This window comes from Paludisphaera mucosa (genome assembly GCF_029589435.1).
In the GTDB taxonomy this organism is placed as follows: domain Bacteria; phylum Planctomycetota; class Planctomycetia; order Isosphaerales; family Isosphaeraceae; genus Paludisphaera; species Paludisphaera mucosa.
The window spans coordinates 980,567-1,002,236 of sequence record NZ_JARRAG010000002.1 but is presented as its reverse complement, the minus strand read 5'-3'; the positions used below and the strand labels follow the sequence as shown (position 1 = coordinate 1,002,236).

The 21,670-nt window shown below is 70.5% G+C and carries 19 protein-coding genes; 10 read left to right on the top strand and 9 right to left on the bottom strand.

The window, feature by feature from the left end; all coding sequences use genetic code 11:
* Window positions 1–204 precede the first annotated feature (204 nt).
* Window positions 205–1,011: a class I SAM-dependent methyltransferase gene (locus tag PZE19_RS13595; RefSeq protein WP_277861169.1), complete on the top strand. Its 807-nt coding sequence runs from the start codon at window positions 205–207 to the stop codon at window positions 1,009–1,011.
* Window positions 1,012–1,066: 55 nt separating this feature from the next.
* Here PZE19_RS13595 and PZE19_RS13590 read toward each other — a convergent pair whose 3' ends face one another.
* From PZE19_RS13590 to PZE19_RS13575, 4 genes are all read right to left on the bottom strand, one after another.
* Complete coding sequence (locus PZE19_RS13590; RefSeq protein WP_277861168.1) at window positions 1,067–2,458, bottom strand: DUF1501 domain-containing protein; 1,392 nt, start codon at window positions 2,456–2,458, stop codon at window positions 1,067–1,069.
* Window positions 2,459–2,535: 77 nt separating this feature from the next.
* Window positions 2,536–5,175, bottom strand: a complete 2,640-nt coding sequence (locus PZE19_RS13585) for a PSD1 and planctomycete cytochrome C domain-containing protein (protein WP_277861167.1) — start codon at window positions 5,173–5,175, stop codon at window positions 2,536–2,538.
* 76 nt (window positions 5,176–5,251) lie between these two features.
* Window positions 5,252–6,409 (bottom strand): DUF1559 family PulG-like putative transporter, encoded by a 1,158-nt coding sequence (locus PZE19_RS13580; protein ID WP_277861166.1) that lies wholly within the window; start codon window positions 6,407–6,409, stop codon window positions 5,252–5,254.
* A 120-nt stretch (window positions 6,410–6,529) separates the two neighbouring features.
* Window positions 6,530–6,715, bottom strand: coding sequence for a YezD family protein (locus PZE19_RS13575; RefSeq protein WP_277861165.1), 186 nt, complete (start codon window positions 6,713–6,715; stop codon window positions 6,530–6,532).
* A gap of 234 nt (window positions 6,716–6,949) precedes the next feature.
* Here PZE19_RS13575 and PZE19_RS13570 point away from each other — a divergent pair, with 234 nt between their 5' ends.
* The 4 genes from PZE19_RS13570 (at window position 6,950) to PZE19_RS13555 (ending at window position 10,940) form a co-directional block, all read left to right on the top strand.
* Window positions 6,950–7,504: a nucleoside deaminase gene (locus PZE19_RS13570; RefSeq protein WP_277861164.1), complete on the top strand. Its 555-nt coding sequence runs from the start codon at window positions 6,950–6,952 to the stop codon at window positions 7,502–7,504.
* A 141-nt stretch (window positions 7,505–7,645) separates the two neighbouring features.
* Window positions 7,646–8,191: a hypothetical protein gene (locus PZE19_RS13565; protein WP_277861163.1), complete on the top strand. Its 546-nt coding sequence runs from the start codon at window positions 7,646–7,648 to the stop codon at window positions 8,189–8,191.
* Window positions 8,188–9,183: an HTTM domain-containing protein gene (locus PZE19_RS13560; RefSeq protein ID WP_277861162.1), complete on the top strand. Its 996-nt coding sequence runs from the start codon at window positions 8,188–8,190 to the stop codon at window positions 9,181–9,183. The genes PZE19_RS13565 and PZE19_RS13560 overlap by 4 nt, the downstream gene beginning before the upstream one ends.
* A gap of 125 nt (window positions 9,184–9,308) precedes the next feature.
* Window positions 9,309–10,940, top strand: coding sequence for an arylsulfatase (locus PZE19_RS13555; RefSeq protein WP_277861161.1), 1,632 nt, complete (start codon window positions 9,309–9,311; stop codon window positions 10,938–10,940).
* 118 nt (window positions 10,941–11,058) lie between these two features.
* Here the strand turns inward: PZE19_RS13555 and PZE19_RS13550 are convergent, their stop codons facing one another.
* On the bottom strand, window positions 11,059–11,466 hold the full coding sequence (locus tag PZE19_RS13550; protein ID WP_277861160.1) for a hypothetical protein: 408 nt from the start codon (window positions 11,464–11,466) through the stop codon (window positions 11,059–11,061).
* Between the two features lie 722 nt (window positions 11,467–12,188).
* Complete coding sequence (locus PZE19_RS13545; protein WP_277861159.1) at window positions 12,189–12,701, bottom strand: cupin domain-containing protein; 513 nt, start codon at window positions 12,699–12,701, stop codon at window positions 12,189–12,191.
* Window positions 12,702–12,867: 166 nt separating this feature from the next.
* Here PZE19_RS13545 and PZE19_RS13540 point away from each other — a divergent pair, with 166 nt between their 5' ends.
* Window positions 12,868–13,632: a hypothetical protein gene (locus PZE19_RS13540; RefSeq protein ID WP_277861158.1), complete on the top strand. Its 765-nt coding sequence runs from the start codon at window positions 12,868–12,870 to the stop codon at window positions 13,630–13,632.
* 75 nt (window positions 13,633–13,707) lie between these two features.
* On the opposite strand, the gene PZE19_RS13535 is transcribed toward PZE19_RS13540, so the two are convergent.
* From PZE19_RS13535 to PZE19_RS13525, 3 genes are all read right to left on the bottom strand, one after another.
* The gene (locus tag PZE19_RS13535; protein ID WP_277861157.1) at window positions 13,708–15,162 is read right to left on the bottom strand and encodes a hypothetical protein; all 1,455 of its coding nucleotides are present in this window, start codon (window positions 15,160–15,162) and stop codon (window positions 13,708–13,710) included.
* Between the two features lie 178 nt (window positions 15,163–15,340).
* The gene (locus tag PZE19_RS13530; RefSeq protein ID WP_277861156.1) at window positions 15,341–16,120 is read right to left on the bottom strand and encodes an Ig domain-containing protein; all 780 of its coding nucleotides are present in this window, start codon (window positions 16,118–16,120) and stop codon (window positions 15,341–15,343) included.
* 57 nt (window positions 16,121–16,177) lie between these two features.
* Complete coding sequence (locus PZE19_RS13525) at window positions 16,178–17,518, bottom strand: MotA/TolQ/ExbB proton channel family protein (RefSeq protein WP_277861155.1); 1,341 nt, start codon at window positions 17,516–17,518, stop codon at window positions 16,178–16,180.
* 457 nt (window positions 17,519–17,975) lie between these two features.
* On the opposite strand from PZE19_RS13525, the gene PZE19_RS13520 reads away from it, so the two are divergent.
* The 4 genes from PZE19_RS13520 (at window position 17,976) to PZE19_RS13505 (ending at window position 21,612) form a co-directional block, all read left to right on the top strand.
* The gene (locus PZE19_RS13520; protein WP_277861154.1) at window positions 17,976–18,260 is read left to right on the top strand and encodes a hypothetical protein; all 285 of its coding nucleotides are present in this window, start codon (window positions 17,976–17,978) and stop codon (window positions 18,258–18,260) included.
* 157 nt (window positions 18,261–18,417) lie between these two features.
* On the top strand, window positions 18,418–19,557 hold the full coding sequence (locus tag PZE19_RS13515) for a DUF1559 domain-containing protein (protein WP_277861153.1): 1,140 nt from the start codon (window positions 18,418–18,420) through the stop codon (window positions 19,555–19,557).
* A gap of 506 nt (window positions 19,558–20,063) precedes the next feature.
* Window positions 20,064–20,297, top strand: a complete 234-nt coding sequence (locus PZE19_RS13510; RefSeq protein ID WP_277861152.1) for a hypothetical protein — start codon at window positions 20,064–20,066, stop codon at window positions 20,295–20,297.
* A gap of 187 nt (window positions 20,298–20,484) precedes the next feature.
* Complete coding sequence (locus PZE19_RS13505) at window positions 20,485–21,612, top strand: DUF1559 domain-containing protein (RefSeq protein WP_277861151.1); 1,128 nt, start codon at window positions 20,485–20,487, stop codon at window positions 21,610–21,612.
* The last annotated feature ends 58 nt before the right edge of the window (window positions 21,613–21,670 follow it).

Below are 21,670 nucleotides of genomic sequence, written 5' to 3'. Positions count from 1 at the left end.
CTCGTCCCGGGGCGACGACTCGGCCGGGTGGGCCGGGATCCCATGCCGGGCGGGGCCGAAGGTACGGCCCCCCGGGCGGGACGATCCCTCGGCGCCGATCAGGGAGATTTGGCCATGGCGACAGCGGGCAGCCTTCTTGCAGAACCGGATGTCCGTTCCTCCGCGGGGCGGCCGGCCGTGGACCTGGCCAGGGATCCGGAATTCGTGCAAGGGCTCGAAGCGCGCGACCGGTGGTTCTACACGCATTACATGTGGGCCCCCCGGGTGGCCGCCGCGTATCTGGAGCGGGTGGCCCCCATCGACATGGCGTCGATCCTCGACTTCGGCTGCGGCGAGGGCGTGATGGCCAGCGGGCTGGCGACGCTCTGCCGCGAGGTCACGGGCATCGACATCGTCCCCACGTTCTGGCGCCTGAACGAGCAGCTCGACTCCGTCTTCGGCCCCGGCCATTCGGTCCCGCGGGTCGACCTGCGGCTGGTCGAGCCCGACGAGCCGCTCCCCTTTCCCGACGGCCGCTTCGACGCCGCCTACGCCTGGTCGGCCTTCGAGCACGTCGCCGACACGCCCCGCGCGCTCCGGGAGATTCGCCGCGTCCTGCGGCCGGGCGGGGCCTTCTTCCTGATCATCACCCCGCTCTACTACTCGGCCCACGGCAACCACCTGTGGAACGTCGTCGACGAGCCCTGGGTGCACCTGAAGCTCAACCGCGAGCAGCTCTTCCGGCGCGTGCAGGACGCCGTGCTGAAGGCCGAGGTCGACGAGGGGCGGACCGACGTCTTCCAGGGGAATTCGGCCGAGGCCTACCGCGACAGCCTCTACGGCTGCCTCGACAGCCTCAACGGCCTCACGGCCAACCAGCTGAAGGAGCACCTCCGGGTCGCCGGCTTCGTGATCGACCACGAGGAGACCCGGTGCAACCACCCCTCCTACGAGCCCCCCGCCGAGCTCCTGGCGCGCTACCCGCGCGAAGACCTCATGATCGACGAGATCCGCCTCGTGATGCACGTGTGATCGGACGGGCCGACGCGTCCCCCCGGGCGGGAGGAGGCGTCGGCCGCTCCGCCGATCAGGCGAAGACGTCGGTGACGACCTCGCCCGCGACGTCGGTGAGGCGGAAGTCGCGGCCGGCGTAGCGGTAGGTGAGCCGGGTGTGGTCGAGGCCCATCAGGGCCAGCAGCGTGGCGTGCAGGTCGTTGGTGTGCATCCGGCCCTCGACGGCGTTGAGGCCGTACTCGTCGGTCGCGCCGTAGGAGAAGCCTTTTTTGACCCCCGCGCCGGCCAGCCACATCGGGTAGCCGGTGATGTTGTGGTCGCGGCCGTCGGCCCCCTGGCTCGTCGGCTGGCGGCCGAACTCGCTGCCGAAGAGGACGAGCGTCTCCTCCAGCAGCCCGCGCCGCTCCAGGTCGGCCAGCAGGGCGGCGGTGGACTGGTCGGTGGCCCTGGCGTTGTTGATCAGGCCGTTGTGCAGGTTGGTGTGGTGGTCCCAGCCCGGCTGGGCGATCTCCACGAACCGCACGCCGGCCTCGTTGAGCCGGCGGGCCATGAGGCACTGGCGGGCGAAGCTGCCGGCCGGGCCCGGCTTCACGCCGTAGGCGTCGAGCACCGCCGGCGGCTCCTTCGAGATGTCGAGCAGCTCGGGCACCTTCCCCTGCATCTTGAACGCCAGCTCGTACGAGGCGATGACGCCGTCGAGCTGGTCGGGCGCGCCCGGCGCGGCGCCGAGGTCCCGGTTCATCGCCTGCACCAGGTCGATCTGCCGGCGCTGGAGCGGCGAGGCCGCGTGGGCCTTGATGTTCGGCAGGTAGCCGACGTCGCTGATCCGGGTCCCCTGGAAGTGGGCCGGCAGGAAGGCGCTGCCGTAGTTCACCGCGCCGCCGAAGTTCGCCGGCGGGTTGATCGTGACGTAGCCCGGGACGTCCTGGTTCTCCGTCCCCAGGCCGTACATCAGCCAGGCGCCGAGCGAGGGCCGCGTCAGCGACGCCAGGGCCGCGCCCGTGTGGAGCTGGATGACGGCCTCGGGGTGCGCGGGGGTGTCGGTGTGCAGGCCCCGGATGAAGCAGAGCTTGTCGACGTGCCGCGCGACGTTGGGATACAGCTCGGAGACCCACGTCCCCGTCTCGCCGTGCTGAGCGAACTTGAACTTGGACGCCGTCAGCGCGCCGCCCCCGGGGCCGACCTTGCCGTCGTCCTTCTGGAGCTGGGGCTTGTAGTCGAACGTGTCCATCTGCGACATCGCCCCGTTCATGAACAGGAAGATGATCCGCTTGGCCTTCGTCGGGAAGTGCGGGACCTTGGGCGCGAGCGGCCCGGGGGCCGCCGCGTCGGCCGCCAGGGCCCGGCCCGCGCCCTCGCCGAGCATCCCGGCCAGGGCCAGCAGCCCGAAACCGGTCCCGGCGCTCTTGAGGACCTGCCGACGCGAGAGGCCGTCGACGATGGGGAGGTCGGGGAATCGGGGCATGTGTTCTGATCCTTGAAATCGATGTATGGTTTAGTGTGGCTTTATGAATGCTCTGAGGGCCGGCCTCGCGGCGCGGCCTATCGCACGTAGCGGAACTCCGCCGAGCCGATCAGGGCCTGGCAGAATCCGGCCCAGGCGGCGGCGCGGGGGGAGGAGGCGCGGATGGCTTCCTCCTTCACGGGGGCGTCGACGGGGATGACCTGGTCGGGGTCGATGACCTGCGCCGGGGGCTTGGGGGCCCCGTCGGCGGCCGCGACGGCCGGCGCGGGCGCGGGCGTCGGGGTCGGTTCGGGCTCCGGCTCCGGCTGGGCGGCGGCCGCCGACTCGTACTCGGCGAGGAAGGCCCGGCCGCGGTCGGACTCGGCGGCGGTGGGCGAGCGGCCCAGCGCCAGGCGGTAGGCCAGGTCGAGGCGGCCGGCGTCGTCCAGCTCGGCGCGGGCGAGCAGGCGTTCGGCCAGGCGGAGCGACTGGCGGCGGACCAGCGGGTCGTTCAGGAAGTAGAGCGCCTGGGTCGCGACCGTGGTCGTCTCGCGGTCGCCCGTGACGTTCCCCTGCTCGGCGAAGTCGAAGACCTCCAGCGAGGTCGGCGTCAGGCCGCGGAGCAGCGGCAGGTACACGCTGCGGTGGGGGCTGGCGAGGGCCTGGTCGAGGATCCCCCGGGCGAGCGGGCTGTTGTTGGGCAGCTCGACCACCTTGAGGGCCTTCGTCGGCGACGCCGGGGGCCGCGACGGGTCGAGCGAGCCGGCGGCGGCGAGCGTCGCGTCGCGGATCTCCTCGCCGGTCAGCCGCCGCGGCGAGTGCCGCCAGACCAGGCGGTTCGCCGGGTCGGCCTGGACGTTCGCGTCCCGCGTCTCGGACGACAGGGCGTAGGCCCGCGTCAGGACGAGGCTGCGCACCAGCTTCTTGACCGACCAGCCGTCGGCGACGAACTTCGCCGCCAGGTGGTCGAGCAGCTCGGGGTGCGACGGCGCGTCGCCGTTGAGGCCGAAGTTGTCGACCGTCTTGACGATCCCCCGGCCGAACAGGTGCCGCCACGCGCGGTTGGCGAAGACCCGCGACGTGAGCGGGTTCGCGGGGTCGGTGAGCCACCGCGCCAGCTCCAGCCGGCCGCTCTGGTTCGAGGGGACCTCCGGGGCCTTCACGGGCACGGCGCTCAGGAACCCGCGGGGGACGACCGGGCCGAGCTTCTCGGCCTCGCCGCGGATCCGGACCTCGGTGTCGGCGATCTCCTTGGCGTCGCGGACGCCCAGGGCGACCTGGCCCGTGACCGCCGGGTCGGTCAGCTCCAGCAGCTCGTTCTGGCGCTGGTTCATCTTCATGCGGAACTGGAACTGATAGGGGCGGCCGTTGGCCTGGACCTTCAGCCCCTCGGGCGTGCCGCGGATCTTCTGGAACTCGGCGCGGGCTTCTTCGTACGCCTTCGTCGCCGCGGCGATCTTCGCCGTCAGCGCGGGGTCGTCCTTCTTCGCGGCGGCCTCGCCCAGGACGACGAGCATCGCGTTGTCGTAGTAGTCGAGCCCGCCGCCGCCCATCTTGTTGCGGACCCCGGCGCAGAGGTCGGTGCTGCGGAAGACGCCGGCCAGGGCGTAGTAGTCCTTGGTCGGGATCGGGTCGAACTTGTGGTCGTGGCAGCGGGCGCAGCTCGCGGTGACGCCGAGGATCCCGCGGCTGACGGCGTCGATCTGCTCGTCGACGTTGTCCATCACGAACCGGACCTTGAACCGCTGGTTCACGTCCTTCTGGCCGATCGCCAGGAAGCCGGTCGCGACGGCGTGCTCGTCCTTCTCGGCCTGCGAGGCGGCCGGCAGCAGGTCGCCGGCGACCTGCTCGCGGACGAACCGGTCGAACGGCTTGTCGCGGTTGAAGGCGTCGACGACGTAGTCGCGATACCGCCAGGCGTGGGGGTAAGGGACGTTCCGCGACCCCCCGGTCGAGTCGGCGTAGCGGGCGACGTCCAGCCAGTGGCGGCCCCAGCGCTCGCCGAAGGCCGGCGAGGCGAGCAGGCGGTCGACGACCTTCGCGAACGCGTCGGCCGCCTCGTCGGCGACGAACGCCGAGGTCTCCTCGGGCGTCGGCGGCAGGCCCGTCAGGTCGAACGTCGCGCGGCGGATCAGCGCCGTGCGGTCGGCGTCGCCCACCGGCGCGAGGCCCGCGCCTTCCAGCTTCGCGAGGATGAAACGGTCGACGTCGCCGCGAGGCCACGACGCGTCGCGGACCTCGGGGACGGCGGCCGCCTTCAACGGCTGCCAGGCCCAGTGCTCGGCGCGGAGCCTGGCGTACTTCGCGTCGTCGGTGATCTGGGTGGCCGCGACCTTGGCCACCGGCCAGGCGGCGCCCTCGGCGACCCAGCGCGCGAGGTCGGCGACCTGCTCGTCGCCCAGCTTCTTCTTGGGCGGCATCTTGGGCGCGTCGTCGAGGTGCCCGACCGACTGCAGCAGCAGGCTCTCCTCGGGCTTGCCCGGCACGACCGCCGCCCCGCGATCGCCGCCGTCGACCAGCCCCTTGCGGTCGTCGACCCGCAGGCCGCTCGCCGCCTTGGTGTTCGCCGAGTGGCAGTTGTAGCAGTTGTCGACCAGCAGGGGACGGATCTTCTTCTCGAAGAACTCGAGCTTGGCCGCGTCCGGCGCGGCGGCCGGGTCGGCCCCCTCGCCGACGGCCGCCGCCGCGACGGGGACCGCGAGCGCGACGGCGAGGGTCAGGAACGAACGCTGGATCATGGAAAGACGTCCTCGGGATTCGTCGATTGCGGCGGGGTGTAGAAGGGGCGGGAGGGAGCCGGCCCGCCCGCCGGGGTCAATAGCTGTCGGCCGTGACGATCTCGCCCTGTGCGACCGAGCCGAGGGCCCAGACGGTCGGCTTGGAGACCGAGTCCTTGAGGAAGCGGACGGAGCCGTCGAGCAGCAGGATGTTGGCGCCGCCGGGGTGGAACGAGCTGAGGCCGAAGACGCCGGGGCTCATGATGGTCCCGCCGCCGTTGGTGTTGCAGTTGGGGTACTTGGAGTTGGGCCCGAGCAGGACGTTGCCCAGCGTGTAGCCGCACAGCCCCAGCGGCCAGGCCTCGCCCAGCGTGGTCGTCTTGCCCTGCCGGCCGCCGCCGCTCGCCCAGGTGCTCGCGCAGTCGTTGAGCCAGGTCTGGAAGCTGTTGACCAGCGCGGGGTGGGCCATGTTCAGCGTCCCGTCGTTGCGCCGGGTGCCGGCGGGGAACGTGCCGACGAAGACCACGTCCTGGATCGACTTCTGGGCGGGCGTCCCGGTGCCGATCTTCCACTCGCCGAAGGCGATGGTGTTGCTCAGGCCGTCGCTCACGCCGCTGATCGTCGTGACCTTGCCCTTGGTCCCCACGTACTGGAAGGGCCCGTTCGGAGGCCCGCCCGACTGCTGGCCGGCGAACTCCAGCGAGGAGCCCGTCGAGGCGAAGTAGCTGTTGCCCGGCGCCTTGACCGTCAGCAGCGGCCCGCTCGTCCCCTGGAAGTTCCAGCTCGGCGCCGTCGACGACGGGCAGAGGTACGTCGTCAGGACCGTCCGGCTCACCGTCAGGTTCATCGCGTCCTCGTCCGGCGCGTTGAAGATGCTGACGGCGAAGTTCAGGGCGTTGTGCAGCGGGGCCTGCTCGACGTAGTTGAGGATCCGGGCGTGGACGCTGGGCCCGTGGTTGTTGTAGAACGTCGGCGAATAGATGTTGCCGTTCAGGAAGTACGCCAGCGCCCCCGGCGGGAACGATCCGTTGGCGCTCTCGTAATTGAGCAGTCCCAGCCCGACCTGCTTCAGGTTGTTCGTGCAAGAGATCCGCCGCGCCGCCTCCCGCGCCGACTGCACCGCGGGGAGCAAGAGCGCGATCAGGACCGCGATGATCGCGATCACCACCAGCAATTCGATCAGCGTGAAGCCCCGCCGCGCGGGGCGAGTCGACGCGGCCCGGACGAGCCCGCCCTGGCGTTCGGAAAGAAGCATGCCATCCTCCGGTATCCCGCGGGACGCCTCCGGTCGCTCCGGTCGTCGGCCCGCATCATTCGGGGAAGATTCGACACGCCTCTCGTGGTCGAGTCGGCGAGGAAGAAAGGGGGGGCGGCCTCAGCGGAAGCGCTGCTTCTCCAGCCGCTCGATCTGCACGATCAGGCCGTCCTGGATGATCACGCGGACCTCGCCGTAGCGGATGCCGCGCACGGCCGCACGGACCTGCTCCAGCTCCAGCTCGCTCGCCGGGGCGGGCGGCTTCGCTCGATCGCCGTTCCCGTTCGAGAGTACGCGGTCGCCCATCATCACCTCGTCCAGAACGCCCGGTCGTCCCGCCATCCGAGGGCGGGAGGCCGCGGGACCAGCCCGCCGCCGCATTATGCGAGACGACGGGAATGTCATCAAGGTCAATATCGACTTAATCTATAGACTTTATCGACAAATTCTCCAAACGAAATCCGGGCCAGGCTTTGGGACGACTGTTTCGTTAGGCTCAAATAGGTCTCGCAAAGGATTCCGTCGAAGGAGGACACGCGCATGGCCGCTTACGGCAGGCACGAAGTCGAGCGCAGGGCGTGGGCGACGTCGGCGGAGATCCGCGATCGGTTCCCCGAGTCGCGGGCGCGGGAGTTCCTGCTGCGGGCGGTCGCGAACGCCCGCAGGGCGGGGATCGAGGAGCGGACGGGCTTCCCGTTCGGCGCGGTGATCGTGGACCGTGACGGGGCCGTCGTGGCCGACGGCCGGAATCACGTCTTCGCGAACTTCGACCCGACGGCGCACGCCGAGGTGCAGGCGATCCGCGCCGCGTGCGCGGCGCTCAAAGTCGTCGAACTGAAGGGCTGCATCCTCTATTCGTCGTCGGAGCCCTGCCCGATGTGCCTGGCCGCGGCCTACTGGGCGGGGGTCGACGGCGTCGTCTTCGGCGCGAGCGCGGCCGACGCCGCGGAGATCAACGGCTTCGACGACGCCTTCCTGTACGGGCAGCTCGCCGAGCCGGCCTCGGCCCGCCGGCTGCCGACGATCGGCCTGTCGCGCGACGAGGCCGTCGCGGTCCTGAAGGCGTACGACGAACAGGCCCGCGAGGAGTCCTGACGAGGCGGCCCGCGGCGGATCGGCCGGGCGGGGGGGGCGAGTTGACGTTGACGGCTCGCGCGCTTTGGCCTAGATTCCCGCGCGACTCGACGCGGAAGCTCAAGACCACACCCCCGGACGATGGATCGAAAGGAGCCGACCGTGGCCCGGCGATGGACTGCCTGGAAACTGGCGATCTCGGCCTTCGTGCTGTTCCACATGGCGGGGACGCTCGCCTGGGTGATGCCGGCGTCGCCGATGCGCCAGGCGATGGTCCCGTGGTTCAGCGCCTACATGATCCCGCTGGGCCTCTGGCAGGCCTGGGGCATGTTCGCGCCCGACCCGCTGCAGAGCATGATCACGCTGGAGGCCGAGGTGAGCGACGCCCGGGGCCACGGGCGGATCCACGAGTTCACCAAGGTCGCCGACCTCCCCTGGTGGCGGAAGCTGCCGAAGTTCCGGCACCCCAAGTTCGCGGCGAACCTGGGGCTCGACGAGTACGCCCCCCAGCGCGAGATGGCGGCGCGGCACGTGGTGCGGACGCTCGGCATCGCGCCCGAGGCGTTCCCGGTCTACGTCCGCCTCTACTATCAGGTCGCCCAGTCGCCGCCGCTCGGGTCGTCGCAGGCCGACCCGATGGTCCCCAAGACGATCGAGAACCTGGCCGCCTTCCAATTCGACACCTGGGACGAGGTGCACCGCCGATGAACCCGCTGCACGCCTGGAACCGCTTCTGGTTCGCCCCGATCTCGGCCCGGCCGCTGGGGGTCTTCCGGATCCTGTTCGGCCTGTTCGTCCTGGGCCACCTGGCCCTGATCTCGGTCGACCTCGACTACTGGTACACCGACGCCGGCCTGCTCCGGGGCGACGAGGCGGCCGTCACCGCCGGCCCGCTGCGGCCCACGCCGCTCGCCTATTTCCAGGACCCGACGTCGGTCCGCGTCGCGCTGGCGATCACGATCGGGGTCGCCGTCGCGTTCACGCTGGGCTGGCGCACGCGGGTCGCGGGCGTCTTGCTGTACCTGGCCCAGATGTCCTTCTACAACCGCAACCTGCTGACGAACTGCGGGCCCGACCAGGTGATGATGATCACCACCTTCTACATGATGCTCGCCCCCTGCGGCGCGGCCTTCTCGCTCGACGCCCGCCGCGCGGCGGCCCGCCGCGGGACGCTCGCGGAGCCGCTGATCTACCCGTGGGCGCAGCGGCTGATGCAGCTCCAGCTCTGCCTGATCTACTTCGTCACCGGCTTCCTGAAGTGCAACGGCCGGGCCTGGCTGGGCGGCACGGCCGTGCATTACGTGCTCTTCAACCACGAGGTCGGCCAGTTCAACCTGGAATGGGTGGCGGGCTACCCGCTGGTCGTGAACTTCATGACCTTCGCCGCCCTGGCCGTCGAGTTCGCGCTGGTGTTCCTGCTCTGGTTCCGCCCCACGCGGCGGTGGGTCGCGCTTTTGGGCGTCGCGCTGCACGTCGGGATCTGGCCGATGGTGAACGTCCCCCTGTTCGGCGAGCAGATGACCGCGCTCTACCTGCTGTTCCTCGACCCCGACGAGCTGGCCGCGCTCGGGTCCTTCTTCCGCCCCTCGCGCTGGCTCGGCGGCCGCAGCCGGGCCGCCGCCTCCGACCGCGCCGGCGCCTCGCCGCGGGGCTGGCGTCAGCTCGAATTGGCCTTCGCGCCGGCCGCCGGGAACTCCTGAACGGGGACGCGCCCCGGGCGGGAAATCCGCGCGCCCGGGGCGGTGGAGCGTTCCCAGGCGTGCGGGCCGGCGCCAGAATCGCCGTTCCGTTCGATCCCGCACGCACGCCCCGCGAGACCTCACCCATGACGCCTCGGAGACTTCGCCTCGGAGCGGCCTTCGCGCTGGCCTTCTCGACGATCGCCGTCCCGGCCGGATCGGCGCGGGCCGCCGCGCCGCCGAACGTGGTGGTCATCCTGGCCGACGACCTCGGCTTCTCGGACCTCGGCTGCTACGGCGGCGAGATCGCCACGCCGAACCTCGACCGCCTGGCGGCCGGCGGGCTGCGGTTCACGCAGTTCTACAACACCGCACGCTGCTGGCCCTCGCGCGCGGCGCTGATGACCGGCTACTACGCGCAGCAGGTCAACCGCGACCCGGCCGGGTCACGACCGACGTGGGCCGCGCTGCTGCCCGACCTCCTCAGGCCGGCCGGCTACCGCTCCTACCATTCGGGCAAGTGGCACGTCGACGGCCCGGTGCTCGAAGCGGGCTTCCTCCGCTCGTACTCCGGGGATGACTCGGGCGATTACTTCACGCCCGCCTTCCAGAGGCTGGACGACAAGCCCTTGCCCCGGCCGAAGCCCGAGGACGGGCACTACTCGACGGTCGCCATCGCCTCGCACGCGGTCGAATGGCTCGACGGCCACCATCGCGAGCATCCCGGCGACCCGTTCTTCCTCTACGTCGCCTTCACCGCCCCCCACTTCCCGCTCCAGGCGCTCCCCGAGGACATCGAGCGCTATCGGGGCCGCTACGCCGAGGGCTGGGACGTGATCCGCGCCCGCCGCTGGGCCCGCCAGCGCGAGCTGGGGGTCTACGACGGCCCGCTCTCGCCCCTCGACCCGACGACGGTCCCGTCCTGGAACCTCGCCGAGGAAGAGCTGAAGCGCCGGGTCGGCCCCGGCGAGGTGGGACGCGCCGTCCCCTGGGCGTCGTTGACGGCCGAGCAGAAGGCGTTCCAGGCGGCCAAGATGGCGATCCACGCGGCGATGGTCGACCGGATGGATCGCGAGATCGGCCGGATCCTCGAGCGCCTGGAGGCGATCGGGGCGAAGGACGATACCCTGATCCTGTTCGCGTCCGACAACGGCGCCAGCGCCGAGCAGCTCATCCGCTCGACCGGCCACGACCCGGCCGCCCCCCTGGGCTCGGCGATGACGTACCTGGGCGTCGGGCCGGGCTGGTCGACGGCCGCCAACACGCCCTTCCGACTTCACAAGTACTGGACGTACGAAGGGGGCGTCTCTACCCCGCTGATCGTCCACTGGCCGGCCGGCGTCAAGGCCCGGGGCGAGCTGCGGCACACGCCCGGCCACCTGATCGACGTCGCACCCACGCTGATGGAGGTGGCCGGCGTCACCCCTCCGGAGACCTGGAACGGCGCGACCCGCCCCGCGCCTCCCGGCCGCAGCCTCCTCCCGGCCTTCGCGCAGGACGCGGCGGTCGAGCGGCCCTTCCTCTACTTCAACCACGAGGGGAACCGCGGCCTGCGGGTCGGCGACTGGAAGATCGTCGCCCCCGCGCCGGCCGCCGCCGAGGGCCGCTGGCAGCTCTACGACCTGGCGAAAGACCGCGCCGAGGTCCACGACCTCGCCGCCCGGCACCCCGAGAAGGTCCGCGAGATGGCCGACCTCTGGAAGCGGAACGACGAGGAATACCGCCGCCAGGCCGCCACCAGCCCCCGCCCGCCGCGCCCCGGCGAGCCCGCACGCTAGGGGCCGATCTTACGGGTCGGAAACCAAGGACCACGATCCGGGATTGCGGACGGCTCCAACGGCATTGCGCTATTCGCAACCTCATGCATCCGGGTGCCCGGCTTGCGCCAGCAAGAGATCAGCCGTCGGCCGATCCCGGGAATTGCTCAAAATACCTCGACTCCCCGTGCATCACGGTCGACGCCCCCGTACCGCGGACGGTCAGGAACTCGCCACCGCATGTGACCGCGGTGAGCGTCACAGCGCCCGTGACGGCCAGGGGCAGGGGAATGCTGTTGTCCCAAAGAACCTCGCCGACCGAGAAGGACCCGTCGCTCAGGTCGACGGGGAACTCGGAGGGCAAGGTATCGACCATGGCTTCAAAGATGACCAGGTCGACGTCCTGGAGCCACCCGGATCCCGGATCGACGCCGGGCCGCCCCGTCGAGCGATGGACATAGGCGGGCGACAGGCGCAAGACGAGATCGCGACCGTCGTGGGTCATGCCGGCGAGCGTCGAGTCGTGGAGTTCGACCGCGGTGTTCATGGGTGCTCTCGGTCAGGCCCGTGCCAGGGCTTCGGACGCCGAGTCTCCCGCCGGGCTCCAGCCCGAACGCCGAGGATCGATCGTCAAGATCTTCGCGGCCGGACCATCATGGCGCGATCGCCCTGGGGGCGACGTCTGTGCGATCGGCAGGATCGGAGCCCGATGCAAAATCGTCGAATGCGGCATAAATGACATATTGTTATATCTATTGCATGCCATCATTTCCTCTTTAGTGCAACAACATCTCAGGCCGAACTAGAGGTCGGCGTCTCCGGTGGCGTTCGGTCCAATCCTGTAGGGTTCGTTTAACATGGCTACGGTTGCGCTCGTTTACCTTGCTTATGCAGTCACTTTCCTCACACTACCCCTGGTCGTGATCTTCATGCGCAGGCGGTAATAAGCATGTGGATATAATAAGATTCTCCATCAGACGCGGAGTCGGATCTCGATCGACTCGTTCTTGAGCAGGCCGAGGCCCGCGCGGCGGCCGACGCAGGGGGGCGGGGTCGTCCAGGCCCGTGCGGATGCGGCGACGGCCCTCGCCGAGGGTTACGTCGGGCTTGCCTTCGGACATCCACGGCGGGCTGAGTTGCTCGTCCTGCTCGGCATCGGGCTGGCGGGGACGTCGGCCTGGAGCCGCGATCGACCCCGAAGCCGCTTTCAGCGCCGAATCGTCGGTAAGGCCGTCGTCCGGAGGGCGGCCGGCCCTCGGATCGCGGCCTTCAAACGCGCGTCAGCCTGCGGAGCATCTCGGCGGAGCGGGGGAAGCGGGCGACGAGGTCGGCGCGCTTGCCCTGCTCGTAGTCGGCGTAGTCGAAACCGGGAGCCATCGTCGCGCCGACCAGGATGAAGTCGACGCCCGGCTCCAGGAGCGTCCCCTGCCAGACGTCGGGCGGGACGACCACCTGCGGGGACTGGCCGGCGAGCACGTCCGAGCCCAGGAGGATCTCGCGATGGGTCCCGTCGGGATCGATCTGGAGCATCCGCGCGGGGCCGCCGAGGTAGACGTGGAAGACCTCCTCGGTGGGGAGCCGGTGCATCTCGGAGAAGGTCTCGGACGTCAGCAGGTAGTAGATCGACGTCCCGAGCGAGCGTACGCCCCGGCCGCGATAGCCGGGGGGCAGGTCGGCGTCGGGGACCGTCCCGGCCGAGCGGTAGGTCTCGCGGAAGAATCCCCCCTCGATCGGGTGGGGCTGGAGCTTCAGGGCGTCGATGAGCTCTTGGGCCGTGGGCATGGACCTCTCCGAGGCGGGCCGTCGCACTGTCCGAGGACGCGAAATCCAGGATACCCGAACCCCGGCGTTTCGAGAAAAACGCATGCCCGGCCCGGCCCGAGTCCGATCTTTGAAACGATAGACTTCAGTCTCTCCCGGGCGGCCCGTTCACGAAGGCGGGGCAAGCATGGCACGAAGAATCGTCGTCGCGGCCCTGAGCGTCCTCGCCCTGGGGGCGGGCCGGGCCGACGCGCAGGAGCCGCCGGCGCTGGAACCTCCGATCGAGGCCACGGCCGACGCGCCCCCGACGCCCCCCCCGGCCGAGCCCGTCAAGACGCCCGAGCCGGCTCCGAGCCGCCCCTTGCTGGTGATCCCCGGCGTCACGGCCCCGCTCGCCACCCGCGCCGCACGCAAGCCGACGGCCGACGTCGCCGCCCCGCCGGCGCCCCCCGCGCTCGACGGCCCCTCGACCGATCCCGAGCCCGCGCCGAACATCCCGCTGAGGCTCGAACCGATCGCCCCCGGCGCGAGCGACGAGCGGCAGGCCGCGCCGTCCGGTCCACGAGCGACCGGCCCGGGCCGCGAGGCGTCCTCGCGCCCCATGCCCGAAGGCCGGGAGCCGGCCGCGACCGCGCCCCCCGCCGCTCGCCGGCCCGCGGGGCTGGGACGGCTCCTCGGCGCGAACGGAAGCGGCCCGGCGGCGCGGGACGGCCTCACGATCGAGTCCCACGGCGACCCGGCCGTCGAGGCGGCCGTCAAGCGGCGGATCGAGAAGCAGATCCAGGAGACGCTCGGCGAACGCGTGAAGGACGTGGACGTCCGGGTCTCGGGCCGCAGCGTCCTCGTCCGCGCCCGGGCCTCGCGTTTCTGGTACCGCTGGAGCGCCCGCCGGGCCCTGGACGCCCTGCCCATGCCCTCGGGCTACCGCGGCCGCGCCGAGATGCTCGATTGAGGCGACGAGACGCGTTCGAAACGAAAACGGCCCGCCGACGCATGCCGTCGGCGGGCCGTCCGCGTTAGAGCGATCTCACTGGGGCTTGGTGGCGCCGCCCAGCCCGCGGCGCTCGCGGAGGCTGCCGCCTCGGGTGGTCGCGGCCGCCTTGGGCGTCGCGGCCTTCGTGTCGCTGCTCGCCGCCGGGGTCGCCGCGGTGGCGGGGGCCGCTGCGGCGGCTGGGGTGGCGGCCGCGGCCGGTGCGGTCGCAACCGGGCCGGGACCGCCGGGACGACCCGGGCCGCCAGGTCCACCCGGACCGCCGGGCCCGCCCGGCCCGCCGAACATCCCACGCATCATCGAATCGGTGTCGAACTTGTCGCCGAGCAGCTTCTTGTAATTGGACGCCTGGCGACGGTCGAGGGCCTTGAAGACCTGGGAGAAGTTCTGGTCGCGGAGGGCCAGCTCGTTCTCACGCATCTTGTCGATCTGGGCCTTGTTCTCGGGCAGCTCCATGAACTTGCGCATCGCCTCGAAGTCGAAGTTCGGGCGTCCCCCCCGACCGCCGCGGCCGCCGCCGTTGTTGTCGGCGGCCGGATCCTGGGGCTGCTGCGGCTGGGTGGCGCGGAACTTCTCCATGATGTCCCGCATCGGGTTGCCGGCGGACCGGCGCTTCTCGTTGGCCGCCTGCTCGATCTCCTGGATCTCGGCGTACTGGTCCTCGGTGACGTCGAGCTTCTGGGCGAGTTCCTCGTTGCGAAGGATGGCGAACGGCCCTTCGAGCTGGAGCGAGATCTCACGGACCCGCTTCATCTGCTTGGCGTCCAGGATCTTGGCGAGCGCCGCGTCGTCGTCCTTGCGGAGCTTCTGCATCGCCTGGCCCATGCGCTGCATGGCCTCCATGCGCTGCTCATTCTGCATCTGCCGCTGTTGTTCTCGGAGCATCTGCTGCTCGGCGGCGGGGTCGACGCCCTGGCCCTGCTGGGGGACGTAGGGCGAATCGGAATAGCCGCCGACGCCCTGGCCGAAGCCGCCGAAGCCGCCGCCGTCCTGGGGCTGATACGAGGCGCGACGGATCACGCCGGCCGTGGTCGTCCCCCGCGAGGGGAGATTGGAACCCTGCTGGTCGTTGCGTCGTCCGCGCTCGCGCAGATCTTGCATGACCTTCTCGCGCTTGGCGCGGGAGTCGGCGGCGAGCTTCTGGATCTTGGCCTTCTGGTCGTCGGTGACCTTCAGCTCGGCCTGGACCGCCTCGCGGCTCGCGAGGTCGACGAGGGAGCCGCCACCGAACATCCCGAAGCCGCCGGGGCCGCCCGGTCCGCCGAATCCACCTCGTCCGCCGGGCCCACCCGGGCCCCCGGGGCCGCCGCCGCCGGGCCCGCCCGGACCTCCGGGCCCACCCTGACCTCGGAAGCCGCCGGGGCCGCCCCCGCCTCGGTTCCTGCGGCCGCCCTGGCCCTGCCCCTGGTCCTGCGCCAGCACGGACACGGAAGCGAACGCGAGTGCGACAGCGATCCCCCCCGCGATCACGGCGAGACGACGTCGCGTCATGTGGATGCTCCTTCAAAGGATGCGAACGAGGCTACGTCCGGCGACCCGGGGCGGACCATCGCCGTCCCGGGTCCGGAGCCACTTCCTCATGATAGCGGCTTCCGGCGTGGATGTGGCCGCAGTTCTTGAGGGAGCTTTTCGGAATCATCCGCTCCCGTACGCGCCCGGGCGTCGGGAGTCAAGGCCGGGTCGACCAGAGCCAGGCGGCCAGGCCGATCATGGCCGAGAGGGTGCTCAGCCGGACCATGGCGCGGTAGAGGACGAACCGTCGGGGGGCCAGCTCGGGGCCCGCGCCGGCGACGACCGCGCCCGCGTCGCCCTCGATGGCCAGGTCCATCGCCGCGGCCTGGCGTTCGAAGCCGGCCAGGGCGGACATGCCGACGAGGTGGACGAGCCAGAGGATCAGGAAGCCGACCCCATTGTCGAGCCAGGCCCGCCAGGGGACGGGGGGGATGCCGGGCTTCCACCACACGGGCGTGCTCAGGGGGACGTCGCTCTGGTAGACGACCAGCCGCAGCGGCCCGGCCGCGAGCGCCTCGCCGTCGGTGACGCGCAGGGCCAGGTGGAGCGGCTGCGGCGTCCCCTTCGCGGGCGTCCCCTTCAGCAGGCCGGTCGCCGCGTCGAACGTCAGGCCGGGCGGCAACGCGCCGTCGAGCGACCAGCGCAGCGGGCCCCGGCCGCCGTCGGCGGCCGCCGCGACGGCGTAGGGCCGGCCGGCGATCGCCTCGGGGAGGTCCGGGGGCGTGACGATCCGCAGCGGCCGGGCCTCGGCCGCCGCCTTCGAGGCCCCCGGGGCCGCCAGGTCGACGGCCTTGGGCAGCAGGGCCATGATCACCATCGTGAGCAGCAGGATGAACAGCAGGGCGCCCGTGAGCTTGGTCACGACGACGGCGACGAACGAGTCCTCGCCCGAGCCGCCGAACTCCTGGTGGCCGCCCCCTCGCCGATTCCGTCGCATGGCTTCCGAACCTCCTCGAGATCGATCCACGGGACCTCGCGACCGCGATCTCCCGGCTCAGGCCGCGCGGGACGAGTCGCCGCCCGAACGGCCGCGCTCGTCGAACATCCGCTTGACGATGTTGCGATACAGCGAGTTGGCCTGCTCGATGCTGACGTTGATCAGGTCCAGGGCGTCCTTCAGGTTGTTCATCGTCTTGGCGAGCTGCTCCTGGGTCGTCCGGCTCGACTTCTCGTAGGCCGACGACCACGACGCGGCCATGCCCTCGACGGCCGCCGTGTTGCGGTCGAGCGCCCGCTTGATCTCCTGGAGCTGGGGGTCGGGCTCGTCCGTGCGGGCCAGCGCGTCCTCGATCCGCGAGAGCGACGACGCCGACCGCCGCGAGGCCTCGCCGAACGCCTCCAGCACCTCGAACTCGCCGCCGACCCGGCCGATGGCCTCGGCGCCCTGCTGGAAGGCCGAGAGCGAGGCCGGCAGCTTGTCGACGGCCGTCGCCAGCAGCTCCACGGGGGCGTTCAGGCTGCGGCCGATCTTCTCGGCCTCGCCCTGCAAGGCCCGCGCGGCCGGCTCCAGGATCGACGCCAGGTCGTTGCGGAGCCGCTCGACGTGGGGGCCGATCAGGTCCTCCAGGCGGTCGCCCATCGGGTCGCGCGAGCCCACGCCCGGCAGCACGTGCTCCACCACCCAGCGATCCACCCGCGCCAGGTGGCGTTCGGCCAGGCGGAAGACCAGGGTCTGCACCAGCATGAGCGAGGCGCTCAGGAAGAGGGCGAGCAGGGTGCTGTCGAAGGCGATCTGCAGCGCCGAGGTCACCCCGGTCAGGTTGCCCAGGAACGCGTCCAGGTCCTTCACCATGGGGAGGACCTCGCTGATCTTCATGAGGGCCTTCGAGATGCCCTCGACCGTGCCGATGAAGCCGATGACCGGCAGCAGGTAGAGGATGTACCGGGTGAGCGTGAACCGCCCGGCCGCGTGCTCCTGGTCGAGCCCCGAGGCCTCGCGGTTGACCTCCATGAGCTGCTCCGCCGGGGCCGAGCGGGCCTCGCGGGCGAACACGGCGAGCTGGCGGACCCGCATCGGCAGGACCCGGCCGTCGACCGCGACCGCCTTCGCCTCGGCCGGGGCCGCGTTGCTTTTCAGCATCGCGCCCAGGCCTTTCAGCAACGCCGGGGCGTCGTCGAACGCCTGCTCGTCGCGCCAGAGCCGGCGCAGCTCGGCGGCGAGGGTCAGCACGGCCCAGAAATAGATGCCGGTCCCGACGTACTGCTCCCAGCCTCGCTCAAACATCAGGGTGGGGTCGAAGACCATCAGGCTGATGGGGAACAGGAACGCCAGCGCAAGCAGCGCCGACGCCGCGAGATACGCCGCCTTGGGTGAATCGGACGCGCCCTTCGCCATCCTCGGACGTCCCCTTTCCATCGGGAGGCCGACCGTCCCGCCCGCGTCGCAAGACGACGCCGGGCCAGGACGTTCCGACGAGGACGGCGGTTTCCGCCGCGACGCCCCGCGAATCGTCGTCATCCCTATCTCCCTTTTCATCGACGCGATCGGACCCGAGGCTTGAGGTTTCGTCGGCCGCCCTTCCACGATCTCCGAAATATTTAGGAGTTAGGCATAAGAAATGGCATGTCATGTCGGCATGTCATTGACAGTGCCTTGCCATCTCTGTTAGTTTTCCGCATGTGCGAGGTTTCATGGCGAGCCCATCGCGGCGCGCCCCTTGTCGGCTGCAAGAATTCGTTCACAAAGACGTGTCAGCATCGTCGAGCGGTCGGATCCGCCGACAGGGTTGCAGTATCACCTCGCCCAGAATCAGCCCTTGTCGAATCGCCTCCTCAGTTCGGATCCATCATCCATGATCATTTCGCGAATCGCGCGTGCGCCCCGTCGGCTTGCGGGGACGCTCCTCGTCGGCCTGTTCGCCCCCCTCTACCTCGCCGGCTGCGACGGCGGCCCCCCCGCCGCCCCGGTGGAGACCGAGGCCGACATCCAGAAGCGGCAGGCCGACGAGCTGGCGGCCCGGCAGAAGGCCTACGGCGGCCGCGGCATCCCCATCGGCCGGAACCCCGGCAAGGCCGCGGCCAAGGCCGACACGCCGGCCCCGGCCGAGGCCGCTCCCGCCGAGAAGAAGGCGCCCTGATCCTCGAGGCCGCGTCGGGCCTCCGTCGCGAGCCTCGAATCCGCAGCCTTCGGCGCGAAAGCTGCGGATCCATCAAATACGTTTCGCCGTTTGCGGCGAGGCGCATCTCGGTCGATCTCGTCCTTTCCTTTCTTCCTCTGATTCGGAGTCGTGCCTAATGAAATTGCGCAAGCGGTCGGGGTTCACGTTGATCGAACTCCTCGTCGTCATCGCCATCATCGCGGTCTTGATCGCCCTCCTGCTGCCGGCCGTCCAGTCGGCCCGCGAAGCGGCCCGTCGCTCGCAGTGCGTCAACAACCTGAAGCAGATCGGGTTGGGCCTGCACAACTACCACCAGGCCATCGGCTCGTTCCCGCAGGGCCAGAGCCAGGCGACCAACCTGGAAAACTACCCGGGCTACGCCGGGTGGACCGAGTGGAGCGCCCAGTCCTTGATGCTCCCGTACATGGAGCAGACCCCGCTCTACAACTCGATCAACTTCGCCTTCTGCGGCGGCTACGACGCCGGCGCCAACATCAACGGCACCGCCTGGACGAGCCTCGTCGCCGGCTTCCTCTGCCCCTCCGACGGCAACGCCGGTCGCGGCGCCATCCCCCGCGGGACCGGCCCCGGCAACTCCAACAGCTATCGCGGCAGCATCGGCACCACCACCGCCCGCTGGGAGCAGTGGCCCGGCTACTCCAGCTGCCGGCCCGACCCGTTCAACAAGACCGGCGGCCCGCCGAACTGCAACCCGTACTCCACGGGCGTCTTCGTCTACTACGCCGTCAACGGCCTGCGCGACATCACCGACGGCAGCTCGAACACGATCGCCTTCTCCGAGTCGCTCGTCGGCGACCCCGCCGGCGTCTCGGTCGCCCGGCCCAACAACTCCATCACCGGCTCCGGCTCGACCAACCTCGTCCAGGACGCCTCGACGCTGTCGGACCAGATTCTGGCCCAGTCGCTCCAGGCCTGCACGACGGCCTACAAGGCCGGCGCCACCAACGGCAACACCAACATCAGCAACGCCAACGGGTCGCGCTGGGGCTGGGGCGCCACGACGATGACGCTCTTCCACACGATCGTCCCGCCCAACTCGAAGCAGTACCCCTGGAACTCCTGCCGCCCCGACTGCGGCGGCTGCGGCCCGGACGATGCGGCCTACTCGAACGCCCAGAGCAACCACTCGGGCGGCGTCAACGTCCTCATGTCCGACGGCTCGGTCAAGTTCATCAAGGACTCCGTCAACATGCGGACCTGGATGGCCCTCGGCACCAAGGCCGGCGGCGAAGTCGTCGGCTCCGACTCCTACTGAGCCCGAGCCCGTCGAGCCCCACGGCTTGACCTCGTCGACCTGAATCCGAAGACCCGGCCCGGCGTCCGCGCCCGGCCGGGTCTTCGCGTTTCCCCCCGCCCCCGCCTCGGCCCACCCCGACACCCTTCCCGCCGCATCTCGTCGGACGCGACGCACCTCGGCCCCCGCACCCCTCCATCACGCGTGATCTTACGTATGGACGTTTGATGCGAGCCATTCTTGATGCGTTCCCCGCGCCCCGCGGCGGGCGATCGATCTCGCCCCGTCGCGGGTCGGGCACGGCCGGCGCGAATCCGCGGCGTCGCGTCGCGAAACCGCGCGCCAAATCTCCTAAGGAAATCGTCTTGGCGCGAAAATCGCGCGTAAATAGTAGTTGCATCGAAGGAATCAACTCCGTAAGAATACTGACTAGGCAGGTCGTGCCTGGAAGTTCGCCTCGGTTTCGGAGCGGCTTCGATTCTTCATCCTCTCTCATGCAGGAGCTCCCATCACGGGAGATGTCACCTGTGGATGATCGCTCACGGTTCCACCGCGTGATCCCGCTCCTCGCCGCGACGGCCCTGGTCGCCGTCGCCCCCCTGGTCGTCGGCTGCGACGGCGGCGCGCCGGCCGCCCCGGTCCCGACCGAGGCGGAGATCCAGAAGCGTCAGGACGACGAGATCGCCGCCCGGCAGAAGGCCTACGGCAAGGCGGGCATCCCGATCGGCCGGCACCCCGAGAAGGCGGCGAAGAAGGGGTAAGGGGCCCGCAAGGGCTCGCGGACCGTCCCGCGGCCTCCGGGTCGTCGCGCCGGACGGCTTCCCGATCAATCCGAGCAGGCACCCGCCCCCGACGTCCGCGCCGGGGGGACGTCCGGGATCCGTCCCGGCGCGCCTGCGATCCGCGTCATCGTTCGTTCATCGTCCCCGTTTTTTCAGGAAGGTCGCCATGAAATCGAATGATCGGAGAGGGTTCACGCTGATCGAGCTTCTGGTCGTGATCGCCATCATCGCGGTCCTGATCGCGCTCCTGCTGCCGGCCGTCCAGGCCGCCCGCGAGGCCGCCAGGCGTTCGCAGTGCGTGAACAACCTGAAGCAGATCGGCCTGGCGCTGCACAACTACCACTCCTCGGTCGGCTCGTTCCCCCAGGGCCAGGCCCAGTCGTCGGCCAGCCTCGGCTACGCGGGCTACGCCGGGTGGACCGAGTGGGGCCCCCAGGCCATGATGCTCCCCAACATGGAGCAGACCCCGATCTACAATTCCATCAACTTCATGTACTGCGGCGGCCAGGGCGACGGCCAGAACATCAACGGCACCGCCTGGACGACCCTCATCAGCGGCTTCCTCTGCCCCTCCGACGGCAACGCCGGCAAGGGGAGCGTCCCCCGCGGCAACGGCCCGGGCAACACCAACAGCTACAAGGGCAGCGTCGGCACCACCACCGCCCGCTGGGAGCAGTACCCCGGCTACGCGAGCTGCCGGCCCGACCCGTACAACAAGACGGGCGGCGACCCCGGCTGCAGCGCCTATTCCACGGGCGTCTTCGCGTACTGGGTCGTCAACGGCCTGCGCGACATCACCGACGGCAGCTCGAACACGATCGCCTTCTCCGAGTCGCTCGTCGGCGACCCCGCCGGCATCTCGGTGAATCGGCCCAACAACTCGGTCACGGGCGTCACCGGCGCGACGAACCTCGTGCAGGACGCCTCGACGCTGGCCGACGCCGTCCTCGTGCAGTCGCTCCAGGCCTGCACCACGGCCTACAAGTCCAACACCAACATCAGCAACTCCAACGGGGCCCGCTGGGGCTGGGGCGCCACGACGATCACCCTCTTCCACACGATCGTCCCGCCCAACTCGAAGCAGTACCCCTGGAACTCCTGCCGCCCCGACTGCGGCGGCTGCGGCCCGGACGACTCGGCGTACTCGAACGCCCAGAGCAACCACTCGGGCGGCGTCAACGCCCTGATGGCCGACGGCTCCGTGAAGTTCATCAAGGACTCGGTCAACCTTCGCACCTGGATGGCGCTGGGGACCAAGGCCGGCGGCGAAGTGATCAGCTCCGACTCCTACTGAGCCTGAGCGAGCCGGTCGAGCCCGACGGCGAGATGCGGTAAGATCGAAGACCCGTCCC